This is a genomic window from Sphingomonas sp. BL-S-30, from assembly GCF_055521475.1.
This window is the reverse complement of sequence record NZ_CM145481.1, coordinates 1,893,847-1,920,598: the sequence shown is the minus strand read 5'-3', so window position 1 is coordinate 1,920,598 and position 26,752 is coordinate 1,893,847. Positions and strand designations below refer to the sequence as shown.

Here is a 26,752-nt window from a genome sequence, read left to right as displayed (position 1 = left end):
CCCATGTATTTGCGGCTCTTCCGGCGGACGCCGGTCTCATCGCTCACCCATGCCCGCCACCTGTCCGAAAAACTGATCGGCCGTGCCGGCGAGGCCGAAGGCACCAGCCTTGCCGCCAGCCTGGCCGACCGGTGCCGGTCGTTCGACGACGGAGAAAGGCTGACCTATTTCCACTGGCTGGTCGACGCGCTGCCGCCGCTGCAGCCGGCATTGCTCGAAGCCGCCCGGGCGTTCACCGCGGATCCCTCGGTGGCCAATGCCGCGATGCTCACACGGCATGCCGAACCCCGGCGGCAGAATCTGCTGCGCCGGCTGAACGCCGCGCCAGGCGGCACCGCCCTGATCGTCGCCCTGCGCGCGCAGCTCCAGCGCCTGCTGCCCGATCATCCCGAGCTGCAACCGCTCGAAGACGATATGCGCCACCTCCTGGTCTCATGGTTCAACCGCGGGTTTCTCGATCTTCGCCGGATCGACTGGAACAGTCCTGCCGCGATCCTGGAGAAGCTGATCGAATATGAGGCCGTCCACGCCATCAGCGGCTGGGACGATCTGCGCGGCCGGCTCAGCGGCAGCCGACGCTGCTACGGTTTCTTCCACCCTGCCCTGCCGGGCGAACCGCTGATCTTCGTCGAGGTGGCGCTGACCGACGGCGTCAGTGACTCGATCGGGCCGCTGATCGATCCAGCCGCGCCGGCCGGAAGTTCCAAGCCGACAACCGCGATCTTCTATTCGATCAGCAATTGCCAGCACGGCCTGCGTGGCATCAGCTTCGGCAACCTGCTGATCAAGCAGATCACGACTCAGCTCAAGGCCGAGCATCCATCGTTGCGAACCTTCGCGACACTCTCCCCCGTGCCCGGATTCCGGCGCTGGCTGGATGCCAGGGACGGCAACCGGACGCCCAAGGACGATGAACTGCGCCAGTTATGCGCCATGTATCTGTGCGGCGACGATGCGGCTGGGCGGCAGACCAGCGATCCCGTCGCCAAATTCCATCTCTCCAACGGCGCGCGGCTCGAACGGATCAACCTCGCCGCCGATCCCTCGGACAAGGGGCTAGCCCAGAGCCATGGCGTCATGGTCAATTATCGTTACCTGCCCGAGCAGATCAAGGCGAACGTCCAGCGCTTCCTTGCCGAAGGACAGGTCGCTGTGTCCCCGCCGGTCGCCAGGTTGCTCGGTCGCCCCGCGGCGCTTCACGAAGGGCGATTGTAGCGTACCGCCGCAACATGGGCCCCCCGGTGTCGGGTTGTTCGCCCGAGAGGGCAATGCGCCGCCGCAAACTACGCGGCAGTCGAATCATACATTGCCCGCGCCACCCGCGCGACACGGCTCGTGCTGCCGAGCATCAGCATCCGCCGCTGCGGCAGATTGAGCTTGTCCAGGATCATGTGGACATGGTTCTTGACCGTGGCCGGACTGATGCTGAGCGCGCAGGCAATCTCCTTGTTCGACATTCCCTCTTCCACCAGAGAAGCGATTTCGCGCTCGCGTCGCGTCAGTTGCGCGTCTCCCACGGGTCGACCGCGCGTCGCGAGTTGCGCGACACGCTGCAACAACCGCGTGGTGAGTTGGGGCGGGCACACCGGAACGCCGCTTAGCGCGCGCTTGGCTGCCTGATTCAGGTCAGTGATCGTGCCGTCATGGTCGACGAACGCCGTCACCCCGGCTTCCGCGCCCGCCAGCCCTTCGTCCTCGCTGGTCATGCCGAAACCGATCACCAGCACCGGCGGCGAGAGCGCGCGTGCAGCCCGTGCCGCTTCCCGGGAACGCTCGTGCGAAATATCGACAAATACGATCTCCACCGTGCTCGCGGCGAGCGCGCCGGAAAGTTCCTCCGCCGAAATGGCGCCCACCACCTCGAGGTCGCCGATCCGCGCCAATCCCGCCGCGATTCCTTCTCGATAGATCAGGACGTCGCTCACCACGAGCGCGGGTGGTCGCTTCCTGTTGCCTGCGTCGCCGTCGCGATGGCGCTCCATCCCTGAACTCCTTCTGATTACGCCGCTCCGGCCGACTTCAATAAAGCCGATCGGCCAATGGCGGGGCCGGACCAATACTCGCCGGGGGAAATAATCCTGCCCCCAACATTTTGATTAACGCCGTGTTATTCACGGAGCGCGCGACCTACCGAGCCAAGAAAAGTCCTTGGCTGTCGCTAAAGAGCAAAGGAAACCCCAAGCAACCAGGTGGCGATGATCATAGTCCCGATCCGGCCAATCGAAAACTGGATTTAAGATCAATACGGTGTTTTCGACGATTCTCTGTCGCAGAGCGGTCGACTTCCCGTCGGCCAATTGTACGGATGCGACATTATAGGCCAAATGGTCCGGACCATGGTTCGGACACAGGTCCAGCTGATGACCCCAGGCCGTTGACCCGGGCCTTCCTCCCCACCCTTCAGTTCATGCACGCACCGCCGACATGAGCCTAGCTTGCCTCCCTGACCTCAAAGGGATGCGCAATGACGATCCGCGTATTGCTCGGCGCTTCCACGGCGATGGTCAGGTCCGCGCTGCACGGCGCGCTCGCAGAATGTGAGGATATCGAACTGGTCCACGCCGCCACTCCCGAAGCCGATATCGTGACTGGTGATGTCGACGTCGTCATCCTTCACCAGGCGGCGATGCGCGACTTCCCGGACGCGCTCCGAGTGATCTTCGACGCGCCGCATATCGGCGTGGTGGCGATCGGCGAAGACGGACAGGCGGGCGATCTCTACCGCTTGGATCGTCAGGGGTGGCGTTTCGGCACCGGGGACCAGCATGGACTCGCCGATGCGATCCGCGCCGTGGCACGGGCCGGCTGATGGCCCAGCATCAGGCCATCGCCGCGGTCACCGCCGCGATCCGCGGTCTGATCCGCGAACGCTATCCGCGCGACGCGTTCAATTCGCTCACCGTCGAGATGTACCAGGCCAAGGACGTCGAGAAGGGCCTGACCGGTGATGGCTTCGCGATCCTGCCCTGGCGCGTGACGATCAACACGCAACGCCGCGCCCGCGGGCCGCGCGTCGACATCTTCGGGCGCCGTTTCAGGCCCTCGCTGCCGATCGACGTCAGCTTCCTGATCATCCCGATCGCTTCATCGGCGGAGAAGCAATTGCGCATGCTCGGCTGGGTCATGCGCGCGCTGGAGGATGCCGGGACGATCACCGCCGCCCAGCTCAACGACTATCTCACCGAGGACGACATCTTCACCATCGAGGAAGATGTCGACCTGGTCTGCGATCCGCTTGCTCTCGCCGACCAACTCAACATGTGGGATCGCATCCGCAAGCACCCGCTGTTCGTCAATTATCTCGTCCGCATGGTGCTGATCGACAGCAACCAGGCGCTAGACGACAGCGGCGAAGTGCTTGAGCGCGGCTTCGGCGTCGGGGTGGCCGAGGAAGCGATATGACGCTGGTCCTCGTCTCGCCCGACCGCTTCACGCGCCACGTTCCGCTCGGCTTCGCCTTCCGCGACGCGTCGGATCTCGGCCTTGTCGGCGATGGGCTCGACATACGCATCGTCGATGCCGGGCGCCCGTTTCGCCAGGCCGTGCTCGGCCCGACGCCCAGCGGCGCCTGGATGACACCGCGCCTGCCCGGGCTCAGTTTCGAGCTTGCCCAGAAGCCGGCCGACTGGCCCGCCAAGGCGCGCAGCTTCAAGGTATCGGTCGACGATCCCTTCCAGCGCTTCCTGCCGCTGCGGTTCGAGGCGGCCTTGCCGGTGCGTGGCCGGTTCATCTGGCCGGCCTGGGCCGGGCTCGACCAGGCGAAGATCGCTCCGTTGCTGCCCGCCGGTGCCCCCGCCGGATACAAGCCGAACTATCTCCCCCTCTTCCCGTCGATCGCCTGCCCCGCATCGGGGCCGCGCTCTACCGTCCGGGCTCAGCTCGCCGAGCGCCAGGCGGACGGCACCGACAAGCCCGCGGCCTGGGCCGTGATGACGGTGACGGTCGACGGCAAGATCATCGCGCTCGGCATCGCCGGGGCGAACGGCTCGATCGCGGCGATCGGGGGCTATCCGGCGCTTCCATCCCAGACGCCGGAGGAAGCGACCGCCGGCCGGGACGCAGTCACCTGGAGTGCGGAGATCGCCGTCTATTGGGACGAGCTCACCGACGAGTTGCCCAAACTCGACGCGATCCTGGGCCAGCTTTCGAGTCCAGCGCGCATCGCCCTCAAACAACTCAACAAGGACGATCCCCTGCCTGGCCAGCCGCTCACGCTCGGTCGCCCGCTCACGCTCGTCTCGCTGAAGTCGGCGAACGTGCGTCTCTCAACGCTCTACCTCAAGCCGAATTGATCGAGGAGACTGCCCATGCCTGAATATCTCGCCCCCGGCGTCTTCGTGGAGGAAGTCTCCTACCGGGCCAAGTCGATCGAAGGTGTCAGCACCACCACCACCGGGTTCGTCGGCGCGACGCGCTTCGGCCCGATCGACATCGAGCCCGACGTCATCACCTCGCTCGTCGAATTCGAGCGGATCTATGGCGGCCGCCAGCAGCTCGAATTCGTCGGCACCACGCTCGACAATTATATGTGGCACGCGGTCCGCGCCTTTTTCGAGGAAGGCGGCAAGCGGCTCTATGTCGCCCGCGCCTTCCAGGGGAATATCGACACTGCCTGCGCGAAGGTCGCCGGCGCGTTGGTCCCTCCGGCCAATGTCGCGATCCGCGCCCGCTTTCCGGGCAAGGCGGGCGAGGCCCGGGTGCGGCTGCAATTCTGGGTGAGCCAGAACCGGCTGGTACTGGAGCCGATCCCCAACAGCGGCGGCAAGCACAAGGCGATCCTGCGCTCGTCGTTCGATCGCGACACCGTCTATGTCGGCAACGATGCCAAGAAGGGCATCTATTTCATCTCCTACGACATTCAAAAGGACCTGTGGAATTTCGAGAACCAGGACGGCACGGCCAAGTTCGAGCTGCAGGAACTTGCCGAAACCAACGCCACGATCCGCACCATCACCGCAAGCGTCTATGTCGAGCCCAGCGAGCCTGGCCTCCCCTTCTTCGCCGTTGCCAATCTGGCGCTCGACCGCGGGCACAGGATAGGCGGCGCGCCTGATTCGATCTTCGACTATTTCGCCGCCGAGCCGGCCAATCTGTCGGCGTCGCGCTCGATCCCGATCGTCGTCGCCGCGCTGACGGCGGAAGACGCGCAGATCGAGAAGACGGCCGCCGACAAGGTCAAGGCCGATGCGGACAAGGCCGACAAGGACGCCAAGAAGGTGGTCGACGCCGCCAACAAGGCGGTCAAGGACGCGCAGGACGAAAAGGATATCGCCGACGGCAAGCTCGACACCGCGCTCGACCATCAGGCCAATCCCCAGCCGGGCGACGTCCAGGCTACCCTGGATGCGGCGGTCGTGGCCGCCCAGGCGGAGGTCGACGCGGCCCAGGCCAAGATCGACCTGGCGCTGCCAAAGGTCCAGCCAGCGATCGACGCCAAGGCAGTGACGGCGGCCGCGCTCGTCGAAGCGACCGAGCGCGCCAAGGTCGCCGCCGACATCTTCGCGACCGCCGGGGACGACAATCCGCCGCGCAACGGCGCCAAGATCGCCACCGACTATCTTGCCGGCAACAAGGCGGACAATCGCTTCGTCATCACCGATCTCGAAGGCACGGGCAGCGACGCGGCCAAGGCGCGCAGCGAAGGCAAGGCGCCTTTCCTCGATGCGGTGTTTTTCCTGGCCGGGGGCAAGGACGGCGAAGTGCCCGGCCCGGACCGCTATGTCGGTGAGGAAAATCCGACGACCAATCGCAAGTCGGGGCTGAAGGCATTCGAGGATATCGAGGATATCTCGATCGTCGCCGCGCCCGGGTCGACTTATGGCCTCGCAGCCAGGATCAACGCTCAGGCGACCGCCAACGCGCTGATCAGCCATGCCGAGCGCATGCAATATCGCATCGCGGTGATCGACAGCATCAAGGGCCAGTCGATCGCCGATGTCCGGGCCTATCGCGCCATGTTCGATAGCAGCCACGCGGCGTTCTACTACCCCTGGGTCCGGACGATCGATCCGAACACTGGCCTGGAGAATTATTTCCCGCCATCGGGTTTCGTCGCCGGCATCTATGCCCGCAACGACATCGAGCGCGCGGTCTTCAAGGCACCTGCCAACGAGGTGGTGACCCTGGCCCTCGGCTTCGAGAAGCTGATCAACAAGGCCCAGCAGGAAGTGCTCAATCCCGAGGGGGTCAACTGCTTCCGCTTCTTCGAGGGGCGCGGCATGCGGCTCTGGGGCGCACGCACCATGAGTTCCGATCCGGAATGGAAATATGTCAACCTTCGCAGATACTTCGCCTATCTGGAGCGCTCGATAGACAAGGGCACGCAATGGGCCGTGTTCGAACCGAACGGCGAACGGCTATGGGCGAACGTGCGGCGCACGATCGAGGATTTCCTGCTCAACGAGTGGCAATCCGGCGCGCTGCTCGGTGAAAAGCCAGACCGCTCCTTCTTCGTGAAGTGCGACCGCTCCACCATGACCCAGAATGATCTGGATAATGGCCGGCTGATCTGCCTGATCGGGGTAGCCCCGTTGCGCCCCGCCGAATTCGTCATCTTCCGCATCGGCCAGTGGACGGCCGACCGCAAGTCATAAGGGGTCATTGTCATGGCAGTGCTGAGAGCGAAACGGCCATATGTCCAGTTCAACTTCCTGGTTGATCTGGGCGACGGCAATCCGGAGAGCCCGGAGGCGGGCTTCCAGGAAATTAGCGGCATCGGAATGGAGGTGACCGTCTCCGAATACCGTGCGGGCAACAGCATGGAACCTTCGGTGATGAAGATCACCGGCATGAACAAGTCGACCGACGTCACCTTGAAACGCGGCGTGATCGGCTCGCTCAACCTGTACAAATGGCTCGATCAGATCCGCAATGGCGACCAGGACGCGCTACGCACCGTCACCATCACGCTCAAGAGTGAAGACCATAGCCAGGACGTCCAGGTCTGGAAGCTGCTCCGTGCGCGCATCATCAAGCACACCAGCGGCCCGCTGAACGCCAAGGGCACCGACGTGGCGATGGAGGAACTGGTCCTCGCCTATGAGCGGCTGGAGATGGAATAACCCATGTTCGCCGGCGACGCCCTTCCCGGCATTCGCGTCGACATCGCCCCGGCGCCCGTTGCCGAGGCGCTGCCGCGCATGGACGTCGCCGTGTTCGCGGGGTTCGCGCAGCGCGGCCCCTGCCATGTGGCGATCGCCATATCCAGCGTCGCCGCCTATGAGGCCGTGTTCGGCGGCGACTGCCCGCTGGCCTATGACGAGGACGGCGGGCGGCGACTGAGCGGCAACCTCGCGCCAGCGGTGCGTGCTTTCTTCTCCAACGGCGGCACACGTTGCTGGGCGATCCGCCTGGCCGAGACGACCGAGCTTGCCGACATCCGCGCCACTGAACTGGGCGCGCCGGATCCAGGGTCGAGCCCCGCCTCCGCAGGTAGCTTCCTGATGCCCGGCCTGCTGTGCCGGCTCCCTGCGATCGACGACAATGCGAGCATCATCCTGCCGGCCAGCCTGAACGCCGCCAGCCTCGGTTCATGGTCGGACGCGATGCAACTCGCGGCGCGTGTCTCTCGCCGGCCGGTGACGATCGCTGGGCAGAGCAAGCTGCGCTACGGGCTGCGCTTCGCCGATCCGGGCGTGCTGACGCCGGGCGATCTGATCGAGCTGACCGGCGGTAGCGGCGTGGTCAGGCGCTACGCCAAGGTGGTGCGCCTGGCGGACGGCGATGTACTGGCGCTGTGGATCGCGTCCTTCGCCCGTATCGTCGAGGCCGGGAGCGGCCCGCCGGTGGTCAAGCAGGGCCATGCCATGATCGCGGGCGAGACGGGCAGCTTCGAGGCCAGTCTTACCGAAGGCACGGTCTGCACGCTTGTCTTCACTGACAAGAATGTGCCGCTCGTGCGTGGCCGCTGGGTGCGTTTCCAGCATCAGGGCGAAGCTGATTGGCTGCGCATCGACGCGCTGCGGGTCGATGCCGTGCAGGACAACAAGGCGTTCGGTCCGGCTTGGCAGCAGGTGGCATCGCGCATGCCGGCCGGCCCGCTCGCCGCGTCGAAGGTCACGATCGATATCGCCGAGCACCGCCCGGGTGCGGATCGGGTCCATACCGGGCTTGCACTGACGCCCGAAAGCGCCGGGGCGATCCAGGGGCTTGTCGATGCCGACCTGTATCACCGCGACCGCACCAACCGTACCGCGGCGATCCGCCCCGGATTCGCCGTCACGGGCGAGGAAACCGATCGCATCACGCTCGCTTATGGCCAGGCCGATTTCACCGAGATCGCTGCCCGGTTCGGCACCCAGGCCTTCACCTCGGCGGATCGCCTGGCGCTCCGCTCCGCCTGGCTGCCGGTCGGGCTCGATGCCGACTTTGCCGAATCGTGCGGACCTGTGCCCCGCCCCGAAGATCCGCTGGTGCGCGACGGGCTGTCGCGCTTCGACGAGCGGCTGTTTCTCGACCCGCGTCTTGCCGGCTTGCGCGGTCCGACGCTGGTCGAACGAGTCCAGGCGATCCGCGACCTGGGCGAGCAGCCCGTTTTCGGAGTCCATGCTGCGTTCGACATCGACGGCGACCTGTTCCCCGAACCAAGCCTGCTCGCCGTTCCCGACGCGATTCAGCCGGGCTGGGAAATCGACGGTACGACCGACAATTTCCCACCCCCCAAGCCGGGCGCCCCGGTCCTCGCCAATTGGCGCAACCATTCGGGCGGATGCGCGCCCACTACCATGCCCGAGCTGACAGAGCCGGATTTCAGCGGTTTCCTCGATTGCTCGACTCGTTTGCTTGCTGCGCCCGAACTCGACTCGCTGCAGAATCCGATCGCTACGGACGACTTCACTTTGTCCTGGTCTCCCGGCCCGGCGGGCAGCGTCGCCGTGCTGGAAGAGGCCGCGCAGCCGGATTTCATGGACGCGGTCGAGCTGCTCCGTGAGAAGAACGTCTCTACCTACGCCATCCCCGGACGCGCCCAGGGCGTGCATTATTACCGCCTGCACTTCGAGCTGGACGGAAATGTCTCGGCCTATGCCGCCGTAAAGGCAGTGCTGCGCAAGGCACGCTTTGCCGCGACCCGGGCAGAGGTCAAATCGCCGCGCCTCGCCGAGCTCCACACGGCGATTCTGCGCATCGCTGCCGCCAATGGCGATTTCTTTGCGATCCTCTCGCTTCCCGCGCATTTTCGTACCGCGGATGCGACGGGCCACGCCCGTGCCCTCGCCACGCTCGCTCCTGGAGCAGGGTCGTCGGGCCAGCTCGGCGCGGACGAAGCGCGGCTTCTCTCGCACGGGGCGGTCTATCATCCCTGGCTCGTCGCCCGGACCGGCAACGGCCTGCTCTCCGCACCGCCCGACGGCGCCGTGGCTGGCCTGATGGCGACGCGCGCGCGTACCCGCGGCGCCTGGATCGCACCCGCCAATGATCCGCTGCTCGACGTGGTCGGGCTCGACCCGTCGCTTCCCGAACCCGATTTGCTGTCGCTCGATCGTGCGCGCGTCAACATGATCCGCCCGTTGCCGGCCGGTTTCATGCTGCATGACGCCGACACGCTCTCGCCCGAGCGTGAATGGCGTCCGATCAACGTCCGCCGGTTGATGATGCTGCTCCGCCGCACCCTGCTTCGCCGCGGCATGACCTATGTGTTCGAACCCAATGGCCCGGTGCTGCGCCGGGCAGTCGAGCGCAGCCTCACCGAAACGCTCGACGACCTTCAGTTGCGGGGCGCCTTTGCCGGCGCGAGCTCGGAGAAATCCTTCCGCGTCGCCGTGCAGCAGAGCGAAGCCGATATCGACGCTGGCCGGCTGATCGTCGAGGTCGGCGTCGCCCCGTCGCAGCCGATCCGCTTCCTCACGCTCCGCCTCGTCCAGCAGGGCGCGCGGCTTTCGATCATCGAGGAGGCGTGATGGTCGACGTTCCGCGCCCCTTCATCGCCTTTAACTTCGCGGTCGAAATTTATCCCGACGGCAAGAGCGATCCGCTCGCCAAGGCGAGCTTCGCGGAATGCGACGGGCTGGAGATCACGCACGAATTCAAGACGATCCGCTCGGGCGGCGCCAATGATCACGCGTACCGCGTGCCCGGCATGATCAGCTACGCCAACCTCACCCTGAAGCGTGGCCTCACCGACAATTTCGATCTCTGGAAATGGGTCGCCGACTCGGTCGCCGACCCGTTCCTGCGCGCCAATGCAGAGGTGGTGATGTTCGCCGCGGACGGCAGCACCGAACGCGCGCGCTTCCAGCTCAGCCGCTGCATTCCAGCCAAGATCAAGGCGCCCGCGCTCAACGCCAAGGACGGCACCATCGCGATCGAGGAATTCGCGATGGCTTATGAAAAACTCCAGCTCGCCATGCCGGCCCCGGCGGGAGGTAAAAAATGAGCGAGCAGGTTCTCGTCATGGCGCAGATGATCGAGCTCAAGCAGGACCTCTCGATCGAGAAGCCCGGCGGCAAGAAGGTCTTCGTCCAGTTCAATCCGGAATCGATGAAGGTCACCTTCGCCAATCAGGTCGCCGAGCCCAAGGGCGGCGACCAGAAGGCAGGCACCGCTGGCCGCCAGTTCGTCGGCGCGGGCACGACCAAGCTGGCCCTGACATTGTGGTTCGACGTGACCGCGATGGCCAAGAACCCGGTCGACGATGTCCGACGCCTTACCACCGAGATCCTCTATTTCATGACGCCGCAGGAAGCGGAGAGCGACAAGAAGAAGCTTGCCCCTCCCGGCACGCGCTTCTCCTGGGGCTCGTTCATCTTCGACGGCATGGTCGAGGCGTTCGAGGAGAGTCTCGAATTCTTCTCCACCGCCGGCAAGCCGCTCCGCGCGAGCGTCACCCTGACGCTCGCGCAGCAGAAGATCCTGGTCACTGACTATTCCAAGACGACCGGCCTGGTGCCGTCGCGCCCCGGCCAGCGGCCTTTCACCCCGGCGCCGCAGAATGCCAGCCTCCAGAACATGGCGGGCGCGGCGGGCAAGGACGACTGGCAGGGCGTCGCTGCCGCCAACAATGTCGAAGATCCCCTGCGCATGTCGCCGGGCGCGCTGATCGATCTCGACGCAAGCGTCGGTGTCGGCGCCAGTGCGAGCTTTGGTGGCGGTGCGAGTTTCGGTGTCGGGGTCGGTTTCGGCGCGAGCGCATCGATGGCGCCGCCGAGCGTCGATGCGGGCGCCGCGATCTCGCTGTCCCCGAAACTGTCGATCAATTGAGGAGCGGGCAATGGCTGTCGTCATCGACGAATTCGAAGCGACCGGGGAACCGGCCAATGACGCCAAGGGCGATGCCGGTCCGCCGCAGGAACCGCGCCCACATGAAACCCGGCGCCGCGTCCGCGCCGTCGCCATCCGTGCCGCCCGTGTGTGGCCGCGTTGATCGATGAGCGCTGAAGTCGCCCGTTTGCCGATGCGCCCCGCGCGGCCCTCGATCTTCATCGAGGGCAAGCGCAATGCGCAGCTCGAAGCCGGCCTGCTCCGCTACGAGCTGAGCGACAGCATCGAAGGCATGGCGCGTGCCGAGATTTCGTTCGGCAACTGGGGCGGCGAGGACAAGCCCGGCTTCCAGTATTTCGATCGCAAGGTCCTGGATTTCGGCAAGAAGCTGAAGGTCGGCGTCGGTGATGCCGATGTCCTGTTCGAAGGCCGCATCACTGGGATTGCCGCCGACTTCCCCGAAGGCGAGGCTGCACGCATCACCATCTTCGCCGAGGACCGGCTGCAGGATCTGCGCATGACCCGGCGCACCCGCTGCTTCACGCAATCGTCCCTCGGCGATGTGGTGCGCAAGATCGCGCGGGAGCATGGGCTTGACGCGCAGGTCGACACCCAGGCGCCGGCCGTACCGCTGCTCGCCCAGCTAAATCAGACCGACCTCGCTTTCCTGCTCGATATCGCGCGGCGCTTCGACGCCGATATCTTCATCCAGGGCACCGCGCTCCATGCGGCGCCGGCGCGCACCCAGGAAGGCGTGAAGCTGGCCTGGGCCGGCACGCTGCGGTCCTTCAGCGTGCTCGCCGATCTCGCCCACCAGCGCAGCGGCGTCGTCGCATCCGGCTGGGACGTGAGCGAGAAGAAAGGCGTCAGCCACAAGGGCGCCAAATCGGCGATCGAATCCGAACTCAACGGCGATACCGCCGGCGGCGACATCCTGGTCAAGGCGCTCGGCGAACGAGTCGATACGCTCGCTCACGGTGTCCCGCGCTCGGCCGATGAAGCGAAGCAGCTGGCCGAGGCGAGCTATCGCCACATGGCCCGCGGCTTCGTCACCGGAGAAGGCGCCTGCGAGACCGACCCGAAGCTGCGCGCCGGAGTGAAACTCGACCTGACCGGTCTCGGCCCGCTGTTCGACGGCGGCTACCGCGCGATCTCGGTCACCCATCTCTACGACTCCGAGCATGGCGCGCGCACCGAGTTCCGCTGCAATCGTCCGGGGATCAAGCCGCAATGAACGCGCTGACTCTTCTCGAAGGCGATCGCCGCCAGGCTCAGCTCGACGAGCGCATGCCGTTCGGCCTGGGCGGCATCTGGTACGGCGTCGCGCCCGCCACGGTGATCGACATCTCCGATCCCGACGGGACTGGCCGGGTACAAGTCACCCTGCCGTGGTGTCCCGATTCAGCCGGTGGCCGCTACGAGGCGTGGGCACGCATGGCGACGCTCTTCGCTGGCAAGGATCGCGGCAGCTGGTTTATGCCCGATGTCGGCGACGAAGTGCTCGTCGCGTTCGAGCATGGCGACCCCTCGCGCCCCTATGTGCTGGGCGGCCTGTGGAACGGCACTGATTCCCCGCCGGAAAGCGCGAGCAGTCAGAACAACCACAAGGTGATCAAGTCGCGCAACGGCGTCACCGTCACGCTCGACGACACCAACGGCCAGGAGAAGCTGATCCTCGAAACCCCGGGCGGCCAGAAATTCACTCTGAAGGACGGCCCCGGCGCAGTCGATATCGAGGACTCCAACGGTAATTCGATCAAGCTCGAAACCGCCGGCATCACCGTCACCGCAGCGGCCAAGGTCACCGTCAACGCCTCGCAGGTCGCGATCTCGGCCGGCATGGTCCAGGTCGATGCCGGCATGTCCAAATTCTCGGGCGTGGTGCAGGCCGATACGATCATCACCAACTCGATCGTCTCGGCCAGCTATACGCCGGGCGCGGGGAATATCTGGTGACCGTGCTCGCCCATCCGCTGACCTGGGCCGCGCCGCGGCCGATGTGGCGCGGCGCCGCCTCGCCCGGTCGCGCGCCAACCATCCTGCGCTTCGCCAATGACGAGTTCATGGAGCAATTGCTCGGCTTGCTCGAGACCGATCCCGGCGCGCTCGCCGATCATGTCGCCCGCCACGAGACCTGGCGCTCGCCCCAGTTCGACCACCGGACCGAGGATCTGGTCGAACGCGTGCCGCTCCCCGCGCCGCTCAAGCTCGCCCGGCTCAAGACCCGCCTCGGCCGCGCGCCAAAGCCGGTCGCCGCGCTGCCCGCCAATATGCCGCGCCTGAAGCTCTATCAGCCCGCGCATCAACGCTTCTATGTCGCCGCCGCCACACTCGCCTGCGCGATCCCCGGCCTGCCCGACCGCAAGCTCGCCGGCAGCCACGAGCAGGTCGGCTTCGTGCTGCGCCGCCTGATGCCCGCGACCAAGGACGCCCAGCCCGGCAGCCCGCTCCATGAATATGGTTTCGTGAAGGACGCGACCGGCGCCCGCTGGCAGCGCGTCGCCGAGGGCGATGAAGGCGTGCTCGTGCCCGGTGAAGAACGCCTGCCCGCCTTCCCGCTCGCGCATCAGGACGGCCATGGCCTGAAACGGACGATGTGGGGCGGCCTCATCCCGGTCGGCCGGCGCGAACAATATCTGAGCGCGACCATCACCCGTACCGCACGCCGCCTCGTCGAAGGCCAGGCCGAGGCCCTCACCGGTGCCGCGCCCGTCTCACCGCGCAACTCCAAGCTGGCGCGGACCACCGAATTCAAGATCGACTTCGCCGAACCGTGGAAGGCGCTGATCCAGGCGGCGATGAAGGCCGCGAGCGATATCAACCTCGACAATGGCGACAAGGCGACGCCGGCCAACAAGCAGCTCAGCATCCGCAAGCGCAACTGGGGCTATCAGTCGCAGAGCTGGCTGTTGCTGCTCGATTTGATGGCCTTTCTCGACCGCCATCTCCCCACTGTCGCCCAGGCGGTTCGTCAGTCCTCGGCCGGCACCCTCTCCGGTGACAAGCTCGCGCTCTTCACCTGGCTATCGGGCCAGATGTCGACCGGCGACCGCGACAAGCTCAACAATGGCTTCAAGCCCGACGATGGCGACAATACCGGCCGTCCGGACCATGTCCGCAGCCTGGCCGAGGCGCTGCGCCAGGTCGCCAAGCCCGGCGTCGCCGCGCTGCTCGAAGGCGTCGAGACCCAGTATCGCGATCACAAGGACGATCGCGCCAAATGGCCGGCCTTCCACTATCTCCTCGCCGGCATCGCCACCAGCGACGGCGCCGGCAACGGCATCGTCTCGGCGGGCGCCTTTCGCAGCTTGCCGCCGGCCAACCCCGGGGCCGTGCCCGATGCGGAAATCGACGCGCTCACGGTCTCGCTCGACGCCCCGCCCATGCCGGGCCTCTTCGACATCAACCAGGTCGACAAGCTGACGGTCCTCGTCGCCCGCGCGCTCGACACCAGCGACGAGGCGACCGCTCGCGCCCTGCCCTTCGCCCAGCAACTCGCCCAGACCATGGCGGACAGCATCGGCGATACCGGCCAGTTCCGCCTCCGCTTCGTCCACCTCAACGCCGATTGCGGCCCGGTCCATCCACCCACGCTGTCGCAACCCAGCGTGCCCTTCGAGCTGGCCAGCTTCTTCGATCCCGACGCGCCCGCCCGCCCGGTGCGGATCAGCCTGCCGATGGACACCAGCCCTGCCGGCCTGCGCAAGCATGCTCGCGGCACGGCCTTCGTCTTGTCCGACATGCTCTGCGGCCAGGTCCAACGCGCCAAGGGCATGGGCTTCATCGATCTCGTGCTTCAGGTCCTGCCCTGGCCGCTCCACAAGGAGATCGACACTGGCGACGGCGGCGGCTGCAAGAACGGCAATCAGATCGATATCGGCATGATCTGCTCGCTGTCGATCCCGATCGTCACGCTCTGCGCGCTGATCCTGCTGATCATCATCGTCAGCCTGCTCGACTTCATCTTCCGCTGGATGCCGTTCCTCGCCTTCTGTTTCCCGGTGCCGAAGTTCAAAGGCAAGGGGAGCGGCGGATGACCAGTCCCTTCGGCAAAGGCTTGGCCTTCCCGCCGCGCGTCGACGCCTCCGGCCGGATGCTCTGGTCGCAAGGCGAGCGCAATATCCAGGAATCGATCGCGGTCATCCTGCGGACCGACCTGAACGAGCGCGTCCAGCTGCCCGGCTTCGGCACCAGCCTGAACGCCTTCCTGTTCGAGCCCAACAATGCCGCCACGCATGCCCGCATCGCCCACGCCATCGATGCCGCGCTGAAGAAATGGGAGCCGCGCATCACGGTCGAGGCAGTCGATGTCGCCGCCGATGCGAAGGCGACGGAAACCGCGATCGCCACCATCACCTATCGCCTCGTCGCGACCGGCGCTGCCCAGCGCGTCGCGATCGATGTCCCGCTGGCCACGAGCTGAGGAGGATCGGATGCCGCTCCCCGTCCCCCCCACCGACAACCGGCGCTACCAGGCATTGGTCGACGAGCTGATCGCGCGTATTCCGTCGCACACGCCGGAATGGACCAACTTCACCCAGTCCGACCCCGGCGTCACGCTGATCCAGCTCTTCGCCCATGTCACCGAGAGCCTGCTCTACCGCACCAACCAGATCCCCGAACGCAACCGCGCCAAGTTCCTCCAACTGCTCGGCGTGCCGCTCACCCCGGCGCGGGAAGCGCGCGGCCTCGCCGCCTTCGTCAATGAACGCGCGCCGGCCGAAACGCTGATGATCCCGCGCGGCAGCGAGCTGTTCGCCGGCACCATCCCCTTCCGCACCGCGACGTCGCTCGACGTCTTGCCGGTCGAGGCGCGCTATTATGTCCGCCGCCCGATCACCACGCCGACCCAGGAGCAGAAGGATTATTATGCCCTGCTCTACGCCTCCTACGACAAGCCCGTTCCGCAGACCCTGACGCTGTACGAGACCGTCGAGGTGGTGAATGGCGCAGGTGTCGATCTCGCCCAGACGGTCGATCACAGCCTGTGGGTCGCATTGCTCGGCCGCAAGGACGATCAGAAGATTACGCCGGCCGATCCCGGTGGCTGGGACGATCTGCGCGGCAAGCTCGCCGGCCGCATGCTCTCGCTAGGCCTCATGCCCGATCAGGGCGCCGAGCAGATCGTCGCCCGTCCCGGCACGCCGCCGCCTGCTGCCGACGGCTTGCTCCGCTTCGAGGTACCGAGCCCCGGTCCCGTGGCGCTCGACGGCACCGGCCGCCCCAGCCCCACTTATGTCCGCCTTACCGCGCGCGCCGATTTCGATCCGCTGACTCAGCCCGGCATCGTCGAGCTCGCTTTGCCCGGGACTGGTGCGGGCATCGACTATTGGGACAATCTCGATCCGCTCGAGGCAGGCGTCGGCGACCTGCCGCCCGCAGTCGACGCACCCGATGTGTCCGGCCGGCTGGTCACCTGGCTGCGCGTCCGCTCGGGCAGCAGCACGGACGTCAAGCTCCGCTGGATCGGGCTCAACGCGGCACAGATCCGCCAGCAATTGCTGATCAGCGCCGAACAGCTCGTCCCCGGCGACGGCGCGCCCGACCAGGCCCGCCAGCTTCGCCAGTCGCCGGTCCTCGCCGGATCGGTGACGGTGACCAGCATCGAGAACAACAATCGCCACGACTGGAAGGAGATCGACGATCTCCGCGCCGCCGGGCCCGAGCTGCCGATCACCGGCGCACCCGACATGGGCGACCCGGTCGAGGTCTTTTCCTGCGACGCCGAAGCGGGCCTGATCCGCTTCGGCGACGGCCTTACCGGCCGCCGGCCGCGGCTCGATGAGGCGCTTTATGCCAGCTATGCCTGCACGGAAGGGGCAGAGGGCAATGTCGCCGCCTTCATGCTGAAAGCCGGGCCGATGCTGCCCGCGGGCGTCAGCGCGACCAATCCCGTTCCGACCTGGGGCGGCGCCGAAGCCGAGAGCGTCGCCGCCGCGGAAAAGCAGATCCCGCGCTTCATCACGCACCGCGACCGGTTGGTAACCGCCGACGATTTCCGCGCGATCGCCTGGCGCACGCCGGGCGTGGCGATCGGCCGGGTCGAGGTCTTGCCCGCCGCCCATCCCGACATCGCGCCGCTCACGATCGGCTCGGCCCCGGGCGCGGTGACCTTGATGGCGATCCCGACGCGCGACCCCAACCATCCCGAGGCACCCCGCGCAGACCGGCCCTTCCTCAATGCGCTATGCACCTATCTCGATCCGCGCCGGCTGGTCACGACCGAGCTGGTGCTGCGCGGGCCCGATTATGTCGGCATCTGGATCTCGATCGGGATCGAGGTGGCGGGCGGCTACGCCGTGGCCGAAGTGGTCGAGTCAGTGAAGGTCCGCATCAAGGCCTATCTCAGCCCGCTCCCTGCACCGGCCACGCCGATGCCCCAGCTGCCGATGCTCTATGGTCCCGATATCGACCCTGCCCTGCGTGGCTGGCCGCTGGCCCGCCCGGTACATTCCCGCGCCTTGCTCGCCGAAGCGGCGCGTGCGGCCGGCGTGGTCGAGGTCGCCGACGTGCTGCTCGCCCAGGGCAGCAAGCCCGGCACGGACTCCGTCGAAATGTCGGGCCTCCAACTGCCCGAGATCCTCGGCATCTCCGTGGTTGCCGGGCCGCCGCTCCCGCTTGACGTGCTGCGCGGCGTCACTGCCACGCCGTCGATCGGCGTCAGCCGCCTGCCGGTCCCGATCCTGGCGGAGACCTGCTGATGAACGTCAACGGCTCCCGCTTCCACATGCTGCTCGGCAAGGACGATTGGGGCGCGTGCACCAGCGCCACGCCGGCCGCCGTGTCGTTGAAGGACCAATGGAAAGAGCTCACCGCGAGCCCGCTCTTCCCCGCCTTCGACAAGGCGAGCGGCCAGTTGACCCTGTTGCCGATGGTCCAGCCGATCGCCGACACCCCCGGCGAGCAGCGCTTCACCGCCGCCGACCATCGTGACGCCGCAGCCGACCGCAACGGCAATCTCTATGTCATCGCCGACGATCGCCGCGGCCTGCTGGTGCGCTCGGCGGGAGACGGCCGCGTCACGCCCTTCTGGCCGGCGACGCCGCGCCCCCGCCGCATCACCCGCGCCTTCACCGACGCAACCCCGGATACGCCGGCGGACGAGGTCTTTGCCGGCCTGGCAGTTACCACCGGCGATTTCCTGGTCGTCGGCACGATCGGCGACGCAGGCGGCCTGCTTCGCTTCGATCTGGTCGGCGGCGGCACGCCAGAGCGCATGACGCTCCCATCCGGCATCTTCCCCGCCTCCCTCGCGCCGACCTGCGACCGCGGGTTGTGGCTGCTCGATGCCGCAAGCCCGCGCCTGTTCCGGCTCGATCCCGACCTTCGCCTGGCCTCGCAACCGGTCAAGGATGTTGCCCCAGCGTTCGCGCCCGAAGATGCCGACCCCAAGGCCGATCATTTCCGCGCTGAGCTCGTCACGATCGACGTCAGCGCCGCAACAGCTCCCGTCGCGATCGCCACCTTGAGCGACGGCAGCGTCATCCTGCTCGACGCGCCTGCGGCTGCCCCGGCGTCGCTCCACATCGTCGATCCGGGCAAGACCGCGCTTCGCCTGCTCCGCACGCTGAAATTCAGCGCGAGTTGCTTCACTGCGACCATACTCGACAAGGCGCCCGTCCTGCTCCTCGCCGAAACGGGCGGCAATCAGGCGCGCCGGGTCCGTCTGGTCGAGCAAGCCGGGCAATGGGAAGCCGAAGAGCTGCCCGACACGCTCCCGCTGCGCCGCTTCGGCGGTCGCGCGCTTGTCACGATCAAGGACAAGGCCTGTTACGACAGCGGCGGGACCGATCCGATCTGGGTCCCCGTCGTCGAGGTTGTCCATCGCCGTTTCGCGAAGAGCGTCAGCTTTATCACCACCATCTATGACGGCGCCGTGCCGCAATGTGTGTGGGATCGCATTCGTCTCGACGCCTGCATCCCGCCCGGCGCATCGGTCACCATCGAAGCGCGCGCCGCTGACGAACGCTCGGCGCTTGCCACCCCCGCTACCGCCTGGGTGACTCAGCCCGCTTTGGTCCTCTCGCCAAGCGGCTCCGAATTGCCGGGCAAGCGCGCCATCGCCGCAATCGCCACCGACGCCGCGGCCGGCAGGGGCAGCTGGGATCTGCTGCTCCAGAATATCACCGGCCGTTATGCACAACTCCGCATCACCCTGAGCGGCGACGAACGAGTCACGCCCCGGCTCCGCGCATTGCGCCTCTGGTATCCGCGCTTCTCCTGGGTCCAGCGCTTCCTGCCCGGCGTCTATCGCGAGGAACCCGCCTCGGCATCGTTCCTCGAACGGTTCCTGGCCAATTTCGAGGGCATCGAGACCGGCATCGAGGATCGCATCGCCGGCGCCGAGGCGCTGCTCGACCCGCGCACCATTCCCGCCGAGATGCTCGAATGGCTGTCGAGCTGGTACGAAGTCGCGCTCGATCCCTCCTGGGACGAGCGCCGCCGACGGCTGTTCATCGCCAATGCCGCGCGTTTCTTCGGCTGGCGCGGCACGAACCGCGGCCTGCTTCTCGCGCTGAAGCTCGCGCTCGACACCAAGGTCACCGCGCAGGATTTCGATCTGGAGCGTCCCGCCTGCCCCTCGGCCAAGGCAATCCGCATCGTCGAAACCTATGTCAGCCGAACGCGCGGCCGCGTCTTTCCGCCCGCCGATCCGATCACCACCCCCGGCATCCGCAGCCTCGACGGCGATTGGATCCCGGAGGAAGGTGCCGCCGGTCTCTGGGCACGCTGGCCCGAACAGCCGGCCCCAACCGGCCGCTTCCCGCTCTTCCCGCCTGTCGGCAAGGAAGCCATCTGGACCACGCTGGTCCAGGCACAATTCGGCTTCGTGCCGATGGTCGGCCAAGGCGAGCGCGCGCGCTGGCAGGCATTCCAGGGCGCGATCGGCATCGCCTCGCCGGCACCCGATCTTCCCATCGCATCGAGCGAGCCATGGCTGCGCTATGTCGGGCTGCCCTCTTATGATCGCCGCAGCTGGCAGGACTTCCTCGTCAGCCGTTATCGGACGCTCGACCGGCTCAATGCTGCGCACAACAGCGGCTGGGACGACTTCTCGTCCGTGCCCCTCCCCGACTATCTGCCGGGTACCGCGACCGCCGCCCGCGATTGGCTGGCTTTCGAAGGGCAGGAGCTGCCGATCAGCCGCGCCGCCCACCGCTTCGCCGTGCTGCTTCCACGCACCAGTGTCGATGCCGATCCGGCGAAGGAAGCGGCCGACCTCGCGCTCGCGCGTCGCATCGTCACCCTGGAAAAGCCGGCGCACACCATTTTCGACGTCCGCTTCTTCTGGGCGATGAACCGCGTCGGCGAAGCCCGGCTCGGGCTCGACAGCGCCATCGGCCAGGGCAGCCGCGCACCAGAGCTGGTGCCGGGCGCCGTGCTCGGCCGCGCCTATGTCGGTGCCTCGTTCGTCGGCGGACCCGATACCCCGCGGCAAGGCAGGGAGCGGATCGCATGCTGAGACAACACACCACCCAACAGGGGGAGCCATTTCATGGGATGCTGTAGCCCATTCACGGCCGTGGCAACGGCCTCAGCGGCGGACCCCGGCCGCCACGTCAACTTCGTGCCCGGCATGGTCCTGGGCGCTGACGATTACCGTCAGGAGTTCGCCTATCATTCGGCGCGCGACAAATGGATCGTCCGCGACTTCCTCGGCTACGGCACGCTGTCGGGCCTCGCCGTCTCGGTCGAGGACGACGGTGCGAACGGCCCCCGCGTCCGCGTCACCGCCGGTGCTGCCGCGGCCCCGAGTGGCCAGCTGATCTGCGTCGGCCGCGAGCAATGCGGCAGCCTGAACTCCTGGCTGGCGCGCGACGAGATCAAGGAGAAAATCCGCCTGATGCTGGCGGATCCCACGGTGGACCATACCAGCCTCAACCTCTTCCTCACCCTATGCTATGTCGACTGCGCCGTCGCCGAGGTGCCGATCCCCGGCGAGCCGTGCCGCAGCGACGAGAACCTGATGGCGCCGTCGCGCATCGCCGACGATTATAGCATCAACTTCGCTTTCGAGGCGCCGCCGATGACCGAAGTCGAAGCGATCCCGGCGCTCGACACGTTCCTCGCGCAGCTCGGCACGGACAACGGCAAGACCAATGACGCCGCCGGGCTGGCCGAGGCACTGCGGATCGCCGAAATCCAGCTCCAGCTCGCGGTCGGCATTTATCCGCCCGACGCGGCTGAGCCGGCCGCCGGCGATATCGCGCCGCTGCTGATCAATCCCGACATGGGCATTCGCTTCCGCACTGCGCTCAAGACCCTGTGGGTGACGAAGATCCGCCCCAGGGTCGCGGCGCAGCGCTGCAACGCGGCGTCAGTGCCGGCGAATGACTGCGTCCTCCTCACCCAACTCTGGTTCCCGATCGTCAAGACCGCCGAAACCTGGTCGGTCGACGGAGACTTCACGGTGGTGGCCATCGACGACAGCAGCCGCCCGGTGTTGCTCTCGGCCGGCGTCGCGCAGTCCACCTTTGGCGGCGTGGTCGTCGCTGATTCCACTGGCCAGGGCTTCGAGGTTCTCACGGCGAAAGGCGCGATCTCCGGCAAGACCCGGACCGCCATCGTGCGCTCCGACGTGCCGATCATCGTCACGGTGCCGGCGGCGTCCAAGAATTTCGGGGCGGAGCTCAGCATCAAGGCTGGCGGCAAGGCGGAGATCACCGTCGGCACACCCAACAAGACAAGCATCGACGGCAAACCCGACCTCAAGCTCGCGGTACGCGGTGCGGTCAGCCTGGTGTCGGACGGCGCTGGCACCTGGCACATCACGGGCCTGGTCAAATGAGCGGCGGCGATTTCCTCGCGCTCGAGCAGCCGGTCAGCGACGGCGGCATCGAAAGCGTCAACTTCTTCAACGGTCGTCTGCTCACCGGCGGCGACATGCAGCGCGAGCAGCGTGCCCGCCGCGGCAGCGAGGCGCGGCTGGGCGAAGCGCTGGGGGACGGCATCGCCTTCGGCCTCGACGTCTCGGCGCTGCCGCCCGACGCGGACGACACGCTTGCGTCGATCAAGGTCCAGCCCGGCCTCGCGATCACCGCCACCGGCCAGTTGCTACGCCTGACTCAGCCGGAGCGCATTCGCCTGTCGCGCACGGACTCCACCAGCTACGCCACCGGCGGCTGCGCCTTCGACGATTGCGTGCCGCTCGCCGGCGGCACCTATGTCGCGGGCGAGGGGCTGTACCTGCTCACCATCGCGCCCGCGGAAACTGCTGCCGGCCGCGCGCCCTCCAACGGGCTCGGCGCGACGGGGGCTCCGTGCGACGTCGACCGGCGCATCGACGGCGTTCGTTTCCGCCTGCTGGAGGTCCCCTCGGCGCTCTATGCCAGCCTGAATGTCACCGCCCCCGATTTCCGCAACGCACTTGCCTATAAATGCTTCGGCCCCGGCGTGCTGGTGGACTGGGCGACGGCGCTCGTCGCGGGTGGTGCGCGGACTGATCCGCTGCTCGACGCGATGGCGGCGCATGGCTTGTCCCAGCAGGAAGTCGCGCTCGCGCTGATCGGCTTCAAGGGAGCGGCCGAACTGACCCTGCTCGACAATTGGGCAGTCCGGCGGCCCCTGTCGCTGGCGGACTCACCCGGTGCCTTTTTCGGCACCACTGCGCCGCGACGCATCGCGACCGGGCGCGCGATGCTGGCTCAGTTCCAGGCGCATTTTGCCGATCTGCGCGCCGCCAACACGCCCGCGCTCAAGGCCCGGACTCATTTCCCGCATTTGCCGCCGGTCGGGCTCCTGCCGCGCATGAACCCTGACCAGGCCAAGGACTTCCTCGGCGGGATGACGGTGCGTGGGCCGATCCACATCAACAGCGCCACGGTCGAACAACTGATCCGCGAAAGCCTCGCTTTCCCCGCGATCCGCTCGGCCAGCACTGAGGTGGTCTGGCTGTATTCGGTGGCCGAAAATCTGATCGCCGGCGTGAAGGCCGCAGCAGCCTCCGACAAGCCGGACCCGTTCGTCCTCTTCTCTTCTGCGAACATCGCCTTCCGGGGTGACGCTCGCTTCAATCTCCACCGCTGGAATTACGCCAACTACGCGCTCGGCAGCGGCTGACGCTGGAAAGGATCGATCATGGTTCAAACCACTGCAGATGCCGGTGCCATCTCGGTCCCGATGTCGAGCATCCTCGATGCGCTCGAAGGCGTGCTGACCGAGGCCGAACGCACGGCCCTGTTCCAGCAGCTGATCGGTCTTCGTCCCTCGGGCGTCGCCCCCGGCGACCTGATCACGGCCGAGCTGTTCAACCAGGTGCTGAGCGACGTCAACGATCTGGCCAAGCGCGTTGCTGTGCTCGAGGGCGCCGGCGACCCCATTCCGCACAAGCCGGTGATCACCCAGATCGTGCCAGGGCTCGTCAAGACCGGGCAGGAATTCACGGTCTTCGGCGAGAACCTCAATGCCAATCTGCTGAGCCGGATCGACGTCGACGACACCAATATCCCGCTCGACCGGATCAAGGACGGCAGCAGCCCGACGCGCCTCGTGCTCGATGCGCCTGCCATTATCGGCCTGCCCCAGGGCGGCGGCACCGTCGTGCTCTCGGTCTCCAACCCGGCCGGCAGCGACCAGGGCAGCTATGTCCAGCTTCCCGGCGTGGCCGCCAATATCCAAGCGACCTTCTCCTTCGTGCTGAAATCGGTGACGCCGAACGAAGCGATCAAGGCCAACAAGGCCTATGATTATACCTTCGAGCTTCAGGTCCAGAGCTCGCACGACGAGAAGTTCGTGGTGTCTCCGCAGGTCAGCGGTCAGGGCTGGAGTGCGGTCAACAAGACGGCAGGGACGATCGACGTCACGCCGGCCTCCGCGCTCAATGCCGTCACCGTTACCCGCGTCGTCACCGTCACCACCGGCCCGAGTGGTACGGGGACGTTGCTGATCAACGTCAATGGCACCAACTTCCCCGACTTCAACGCAAGCTCGCTGCCGACCCAGATCGCGATCGCCGCGCAGCAGGACATCCCGACCGACAAGATCAAGGTCAACACCATCACCGCGATCGGCCCGAATGCGAAATTCGCGAACAATACCCTGTCCATAAAACGGACTCCGCAGGGCGTGCCAGGGACGATCACCCTCTCCGTCCAATATGAATTCCAGCTTGCCGGCACCTTCCAGATCGGCACCCCCGCGGCCAGCCCCAACGCGGATTGGACGGTCGTGCGCAACAGCGCCGCCGCGCTCAATATCGGCGCGCCCGGCGGGACAGGAATGGTCGCGCTCAAGATAACGCCCAAGAGCAACGGCACGCAATTCACTGCCGCCGACGGCCAGTTCGATTTCGTCGTCCAATCAAGCAACGGCGTGGAAAAGCTCCCCTTCTCCGCGCAGCTGCGCATCGTCGACGTGCTTCCCTGAACCAGGAATGCCGGAGTTTCCCGCATCACATCAAGAGGATAAGGCAATGACCGCAACCATTCTCCGCAAGTCCCGCCTGCTCGGCCAGGTCTTTGGACTGGGCGCCCTCTCGCTCCTGCTCGGCGGCTGTCCGGGCGGCGGCGCGGTCGGGGCCAACTACAATGCGAACGAGAAACTCGCTTTCCCAGTGACCAACAGCGCGGTCGCAATCGATGGCATCGCCGGTGCGGCGGAATGGAACAAGAGCTTCAAATTCTACCTGGAAGACGGCGCGTCGACGGCCGCCGCGTTCATGCGGGGCATGTCGGATGCCGAAAATCTCTATCTGTTTTTCAGTGTTGAGGATACCGGCGGCTATGATGACTTCGACGCGGTGGTGCTGGCGTTCAATCCCACCAACGCGTCGAACGATTATAAGCGGTTGCTGATCTATCCCTGTCAGGACAATCCGTGCATTTCCTCCGGCACCGGGGCGGATCCGCATGTGAGCTATGGTTCGGGAAGCGAGTCCGGCGGAGTCGTCACCTGGGGCGCCGTCACCGAGGGGCTGCCGCCGGGAGTCACCGTCAAGGCCAACGCCGCGCCAAATGGAATGAACGGCCGCTGGACGGTCGAGATCAAGATCGCCAAGGCGAACTATCCGTTCCTCGCCAACAACTTTTTCGGGATGTTCGCGGACGTGATCGCGACCAACCTGAATCTCGGCGAGGGTTACCAATATACCTGGCCCGCCGGCGGCTATATCGGCGACGACCTGTTTTCTCCGCTTGTCGACGCGAAGCTGCCGCTACCGCGCTGGGGCAACGTCACGCTGGATACCAGCCTGTTCCCGGCCGGCCTGCAGATCACCGGTTTCGGTAATGTCGGTACCGACCCGAGCAAGATTTCGCTGACCGGCAATAACGAGTTCTTCGCGACCGTGGCCAACTCCCCCGCCGGAACCGGCGCGGAACCGGATTCCACCGGAGTCACCGCCACCTTCAAGATCAACAATATCGGGCTGAGCCCGAACTGGGCCTGGACCGACATTCCCTCGACCAGCAATCCCACCAGCCCGCCCGAAACGGTCAAGTCGCGCGAATATATGGCGCTCTCGTCTGGCGACTGGCCGTTGCTGACGACGGGCAATTATCAGGGCTCGGGCATGTCGCAACACGACTTCTTCGCCGCCAATCCGCATCAGTGCGTGCGTGTCGACGTCGCCCATTCGGGTGGCGGATCACCGATCACGCGCCAGTACAACATGAACTTCGTGACGGTGAATTCGCCGTTCGACGTCGCACCGCAGATCTCGACCGGCGCATGGCGAAAATTCTTTCCACGCGCGCAGAGCGTTACGTTGCAGGAGCAGTTCCTTAACGGCGGGCGCGGCTTCGAGTGGGAGAGCAGGTTCGAAGGGGCCGAGCCGGCCGGGCCGCATCGCTGGGTGATCAACTCGCTAAAGGACGAAACCCGGATGCTTCGCACCTCGATCCTGGCCGGGCCCTCGCTGAAACTCCCCAGCCAGCAGTTCAAGCTGGATCCGGCGGCGATGTCGGCCGGCAAGACGGTGGATATCCCGGTACGTGGCGGCTCGGTAGTAACGCTGCTAACCGACGGCGAAGCCACTATCGGCAAGGCGCGTTACGGTGCGGCCGGCATGACCGAGGAGGCCGCCAAACGCGCCGAAATCAAGGCCGAGATCGTTCGCGACAGCCTCCGCCCCGGCCTGACGGCGCGGGTCGGCGCCCTGCTCGGTTCGTTCGACGATTTCCGCACGAGTTTCCAGATCGGCACGGGTTCGACGATCTTCGTCCCCTTCAACGCGCAACAATTGCGGCTGCGCTTCGCGAAAGGCGTGCCTTTCTCCGGCGGCGGTTTCGATCTGCAAGTCGTCATGACCGAGGCCAACCCCGTCGCGCTGGACGGCGCTTCGCTCGCGGACATGCGCGCGGCGAAGGGGCCGGTCCTGCTGCCGCTGGGCATGAATCTCCCGATGCATATCGTTCGCGGGACGCTCAACACCGGCATGGGCGTTTCGATCGGGGGCAAGAAGTTTACTGTCGGCGTGCCGATGGGCAGTTACGGCTCGCTGGTGCGCAGCGTGCGCGGCTCGGGTCCGGACCGCCCCGATGGTCCGCAGATCAGGCGACCGCTCGACACGCTGACCGTCCGCCCCGCCCCCGCGGCAACCGCCGTCGCGCCGCGATAA

Annotated in this window: 21 protein-coding genes; 20 read left to right on the top strand and 1 reads right to left on the bottom strand. The window is 66.4% G+C overall.

Translation table 11 applies throughout. The features are described from left to right. Positions 1–3 precede the first annotated feature (3 nt). Positions 4–1,215: a malonyl-CoA decarboxylase gene (locus tag ACZ1I5_RS08800; protein ID WP_465173317.1), complete on the top strand. Its 1,212-nt coding sequence runs from the start codon at positions 4–6 to the stop codon at positions 1,213–1,215. Positions 1,216–1,283: 68 nt separating this feature from the next. Here the strand turns inward: ACZ1I5_RS08800 and ACZ1I5_RS08795 are convergent, their stop codons facing one another. Beyond that, positions 1,284–2,057: a response regulator transcription factor gene (locus tag ACZ1I5_RS08795; RefSeq protein ID WP_465173316.1), complete on the bottom strand. Its 774-nt coding sequence runs from the start codon at positions 2,055–2,057 to the stop codon at positions 1,284–1,286. Between the two features lie 407 nt (positions 2,058–2,464). Between ACZ1I5_RS08795 and ACZ1I5_RS08790 the strand changes: the two genes are divergently transcribed. Genes ACZ1I5_RS08790 through ACZ1I5_RS08700 form a run of 19 tightly spaced genes read left to right on the top strand, consistent with a single transcriptional unit; the run spans position 2,465 to position 26,752 of the window. Beyond that, positions 2,465–2,809, top strand: a complete 345-nt coding sequence (locus ACZ1I5_RS08790; RefSeq protein ID WP_465173315.1) for a hypothetical protein — start codon at positions 2,465–2,467, stop codon at positions 2,807–2,809. Beyond that, entirely contained in the window at positions 2,809–3,402 is a 594-nt protein-coding gene (locus ACZ1I5_RS08785) for a Pvc16 family protein (RefSeq protein WP_465173314.1), read from the top strand. The genes ACZ1I5_RS08790 and ACZ1I5_RS08785 overlap by 1 nt, the downstream gene beginning before the upstream one ends. Further along, positions 3,399–4,292 carry a hypothetical protein gene (locus ACZ1I5_RS08780; RefSeq protein ID WP_465173313.1) on the top strand — a complete coding sequence of 298 codons (894 nt, stop codon included), beginning with the start codon at positions 3,399–3,401 and terminating at the stop codon, positions 4,290–4,292. The genes ACZ1I5_RS08785 and ACZ1I5_RS08780 overlap by 4 nt, the downstream gene beginning before the upstream one ends. A gap of 15 nt (positions 4,293–4,307) precedes the next feature. After that, positions 4,308–6,593: a phage tail sheath family protein gene (locus tag ACZ1I5_RS08775; RefSeq protein ID WP_465173312.1), complete on the top strand. Its 2,286-nt coding sequence runs from the start codon at positions 4,308–4,310 to the stop codon at positions 6,591–6,593. A 12-nt stretch (positions 6,594–6,605) separates the two neighbouring features. Then, on the top strand, positions 6,606–7,061 hold the full coding sequence (locus ACZ1I5_RS08770; protein ID WP_465173311.1) for a phage tail protein: 456 nt from the start codon (positions 6,606–6,608) through the stop codon (positions 7,059–7,061). A gap of 3 nt (positions 7,062–7,064) precedes the next feature. Then, entirely contained in the window at positions 7,065–9,896 is a 2,832-nt protein-coding gene (locus tag ACZ1I5_RS08765) for a phage tail sheath C-terminal domain-containing protein (RefSeq protein ID WP_465173310.1), read from the top strand. After that, positions 9,896–10,372 carry a phage tail protein gene (locus ACZ1I5_RS08760; RefSeq protein ID WP_465173309.1) on the top strand — a complete coding sequence of 159 codons (477 nt, stop codon included), beginning with the start codon at positions 9,896–9,898 and terminating at the stop codon, positions 10,370–10,372. Before ACZ1I5_RS08765 ends, ACZ1I5_RS08760 begins: the two co-directional genes overlap by 1 nt. Beyond that, a complete protein-coding gene (locus tag ACZ1I5_RS08755) occupies positions 10,369–11,196 on the top strand; it encodes a CIS tube protein (protein WP_465173308.1) in 828 nt (275 codons plus the stop codon). The genes ACZ1I5_RS08760 and ACZ1I5_RS08755 overlap by 4 nt, the downstream gene beginning before the upstream one ends. Positions 11,197–11,206: 10 nt before the next feature. Then, positions 11,207–11,359 (top strand): hypothetical protein, encoded by a 153-nt coding sequence (locus tag ACZ1I5_RS08750; RefSeq protein ID WP_465173307.1) that lies wholly within the window; start codon positions 11,207–11,209, stop codon positions 11,357–11,359. Positions 11,360–11,362: 3 nt separating this feature from the next. Further along, positions 11,363–12,430, top strand: a complete 1,068-nt coding sequence (locus tag ACZ1I5_RS08745) for a phage late control D family protein (RefSeq protein WP_465173306.1) — start codon at positions 11,363–11,365, stop codon at positions 12,428–12,430. Continuing rightward, the gene (locus tag ACZ1I5_RS08740) at positions 12,427–13,152 is read left to right on the top strand and encodes a phage baseplate assembly protein V (RefSeq protein WP_465173305.1); all 726 of its coding nucleotides are present in this window, start codon (positions 12,427–12,429) and stop codon (positions 13,150–13,152) included. Before ACZ1I5_RS08745 ends, ACZ1I5_RS08740 begins: the two co-directional genes overlap by 4 nt. Then, positions 13,149–15,233 carry a hypothetical protein gene (locus tag ACZ1I5_RS08735; RefSeq protein WP_465173304.1) on the top strand — a complete coding sequence of 695 codons (2,085 nt, stop codon included), beginning with the start codon at positions 13,149–13,151 and terminating at the stop codon, positions 15,231–15,233. The genes ACZ1I5_RS08740 and ACZ1I5_RS08735 overlap by 4 nt, the downstream gene beginning before the upstream one ends. Continuing rightward, positions 15,230–15,619 (top strand): GPW/gp25 family protein, encoded by a 390-nt coding sequence (locus ACZ1I5_RS08730; protein ID WP_465173303.1) that lies wholly within the window; start codon positions 15,230–15,232, stop codon positions 15,617–15,619. Before ACZ1I5_RS08735 ends, ACZ1I5_RS08730 begins: the two co-directional genes overlap by 4 nt. 10 nt (positions 15,620–15,629) lie before the next feature. Beyond that, positions 15,630–17,897, top strand: a complete 2,268-nt coding sequence (locus tag ACZ1I5_RS08725; protein WP_465173302.1) for a baseplate J/gp47 family protein — start codon at positions 15,630–15,632, stop codon at positions 17,895–17,897. After that, positions 17,897–20,659 carry a phage tail protein gene (locus tag ACZ1I5_RS08720; protein WP_465173301.1) on the top strand — a complete coding sequence of 921 codons (2,763 nt, stop codon included), beginning with the start codon at positions 17,897–17,899 and terminating at the stop codon, positions 20,657–20,659. Before ACZ1I5_RS08725 ends, ACZ1I5_RS08720 begins: the two co-directional genes overlap by 1 nt. A 60-nt stretch (positions 20,660–20,719) precedes the next feature. Then, positions 20,720–21,985, top strand: a complete 1,266-nt coding sequence (locus ACZ1I5_RS08715; protein WP_465173300.1) for a hypothetical protein — start codon at positions 20,720–20,722, stop codon at positions 21,983–21,985. Further along, positions 21,982–23,256, top strand: a complete 1,275-nt coding sequence (locus ACZ1I5_RS08710; protein WP_465173299.1) for a hypothetical protein — start codon at positions 21,982–21,984, stop codon at positions 23,254–23,256. The genes ACZ1I5_RS08715 and ACZ1I5_RS08710 overlap by 4 nt, the downstream gene beginning before the upstream one ends. An 18-nt stretch (positions 23,257–23,274) precedes the next feature. Next, complete coding sequence (locus ACZ1I5_RS08705; RefSeq protein WP_465173298.1) at positions 23,275–24,561, top strand: hypothetical protein; 1,287 nt, start codon at positions 23,275–23,277, stop codon at positions 24,559–24,561. A gap of 46 nt (positions 24,562–24,607) precedes the next feature. Beyond that, positions 24,608–26,752 carry a DOMON domain-containing protein gene (locus ACZ1I5_RS08700; RefSeq protein WP_465173297.1) on the top strand — a complete coding sequence of 715 codons (2,145 nt, stop codon included), beginning with the start codon at positions 24,608–24,610 and terminating at the stop codon, positions 26,750–26,752.

Coding starts and splice junctions, on each gene's coding strand:
- ACZ1I5_RS08800 (WP_465173317.1), top strand. CDS start 4: ATGTATTTGCGGCTCTTCCGGCGGACGCCGGTCTCATCGCTCACCCAT.
- ACZ1I5_RS08790 (WP_465173315.1), top strand. CDS start 2,465: ATGACGATCCGCGTATTGCTCGGCGCTTCCACGGCGATGGTCAGGTCC.
- ACZ1I5_RS08785 (WP_465173314.1), top strand. CDS start 2,809: ATGGCCCAGCATCAGGCCATCGCCGCGGTCACCGCCGCGATCCGCGGT.
- ACZ1I5_RS08780 (WP_465173313.1), top strand. CDS start 3,399: ATGACGCTGGTCCTCGTCTCGCCCGACCGCTTCACGCGCCACGTTCCG.
- ACZ1I5_RS08775 (WP_465173312.1), top strand. CDS start 4,308: ATGCCTGAATATCTCGCCCCCGGCGTCTTCGTGGAGGAAGTCTCCTAC.
- ACZ1I5_RS08770 (WP_465173311.1), top strand. CDS start 6,606: ATGGCAGTGCTGAGAGCGAAACGGCCATATGTCCAGTTCAACTTCCTG.
- ACZ1I5_RS08765 (WP_465173310.1), top strand. CDS start 7,065: ATGTTCGCCGGCGACGCCCTTCCCGGCATTCGCGTCGACATCGCCCCG.
- ACZ1I5_RS08760 (WP_465173309.1), top strand. CDS start 9,896: ATGGTCGACGTTCCGCGCCCCTTCATCGCCTTTAACTTCGCGGTCGAA.
- ACZ1I5_RS08755 (WP_465173308.1), top strand. CDS start 10,369: ATGAGCGAGCAGGTTCTCGTCATGGCGCAGATGATCGAGCTCAAGCAG.
- ACZ1I5_RS08750 (WP_465173307.1), top strand. CDS start 11,207: ATGGCTGTCGTCATCGACGAATTCGAAGCGACCGGGGAACCGGCCAAT.
- ACZ1I5_RS08745 (WP_465173306.1), top strand. CDS start 11,363: ATGAGCGCTGAAGTCGCCCGTTTGCCGATGCGCCCCGCGCGGCCCTCG.
- ACZ1I5_RS08740 (WP_465173305.1), top strand. CDS start 12,427: ATGAACGCGCTGACTCTTCTCGAAGGCGATCGCCGCCAGGCTCAGCTC.
- ACZ1I5_RS08730 (WP_465173303.1), top strand. CDS start 15,230: ATGACCAGTCCCTTCGGCAAAGGCTTGGCCTTCCCGCCGCGCGTCGAC.
- ACZ1I5_RS08725 (WP_465173302.1), top strand. CDS start 15,630: ATGCCGCTCCCCGTCCCCCCCACCGACAACCGGCGCTACCAGGCATTG.
- ACZ1I5_RS08720 (WP_465173301.1), top strand. CDS start 17,897: ATGAACGTCAACGGCTCCCGCTTCCACATGCTGCTCGGCAAGGACGAT.
- ACZ1I5_RS08710 (WP_465173299.1), top strand. CDS start 21,982: ATGAGCGGCGGCGATTTCCTCGCGCTCGAGCAGCCGGTCAGCGACGGC.
- ACZ1I5_RS08705 (WP_465173298.1), top strand. CDS start 23,275: ATGGTTCAAACCACTGCAGATGCCGGTGCCATCTCGGTCCCGATGTCG.
- ACZ1I5_RS08700 (WP_465173297.1), top strand. CDS start 24,608: ATGACCGCAACCATTCTCCGCAAGTCCCGCCTGCTCGGCCAGGTCTTT.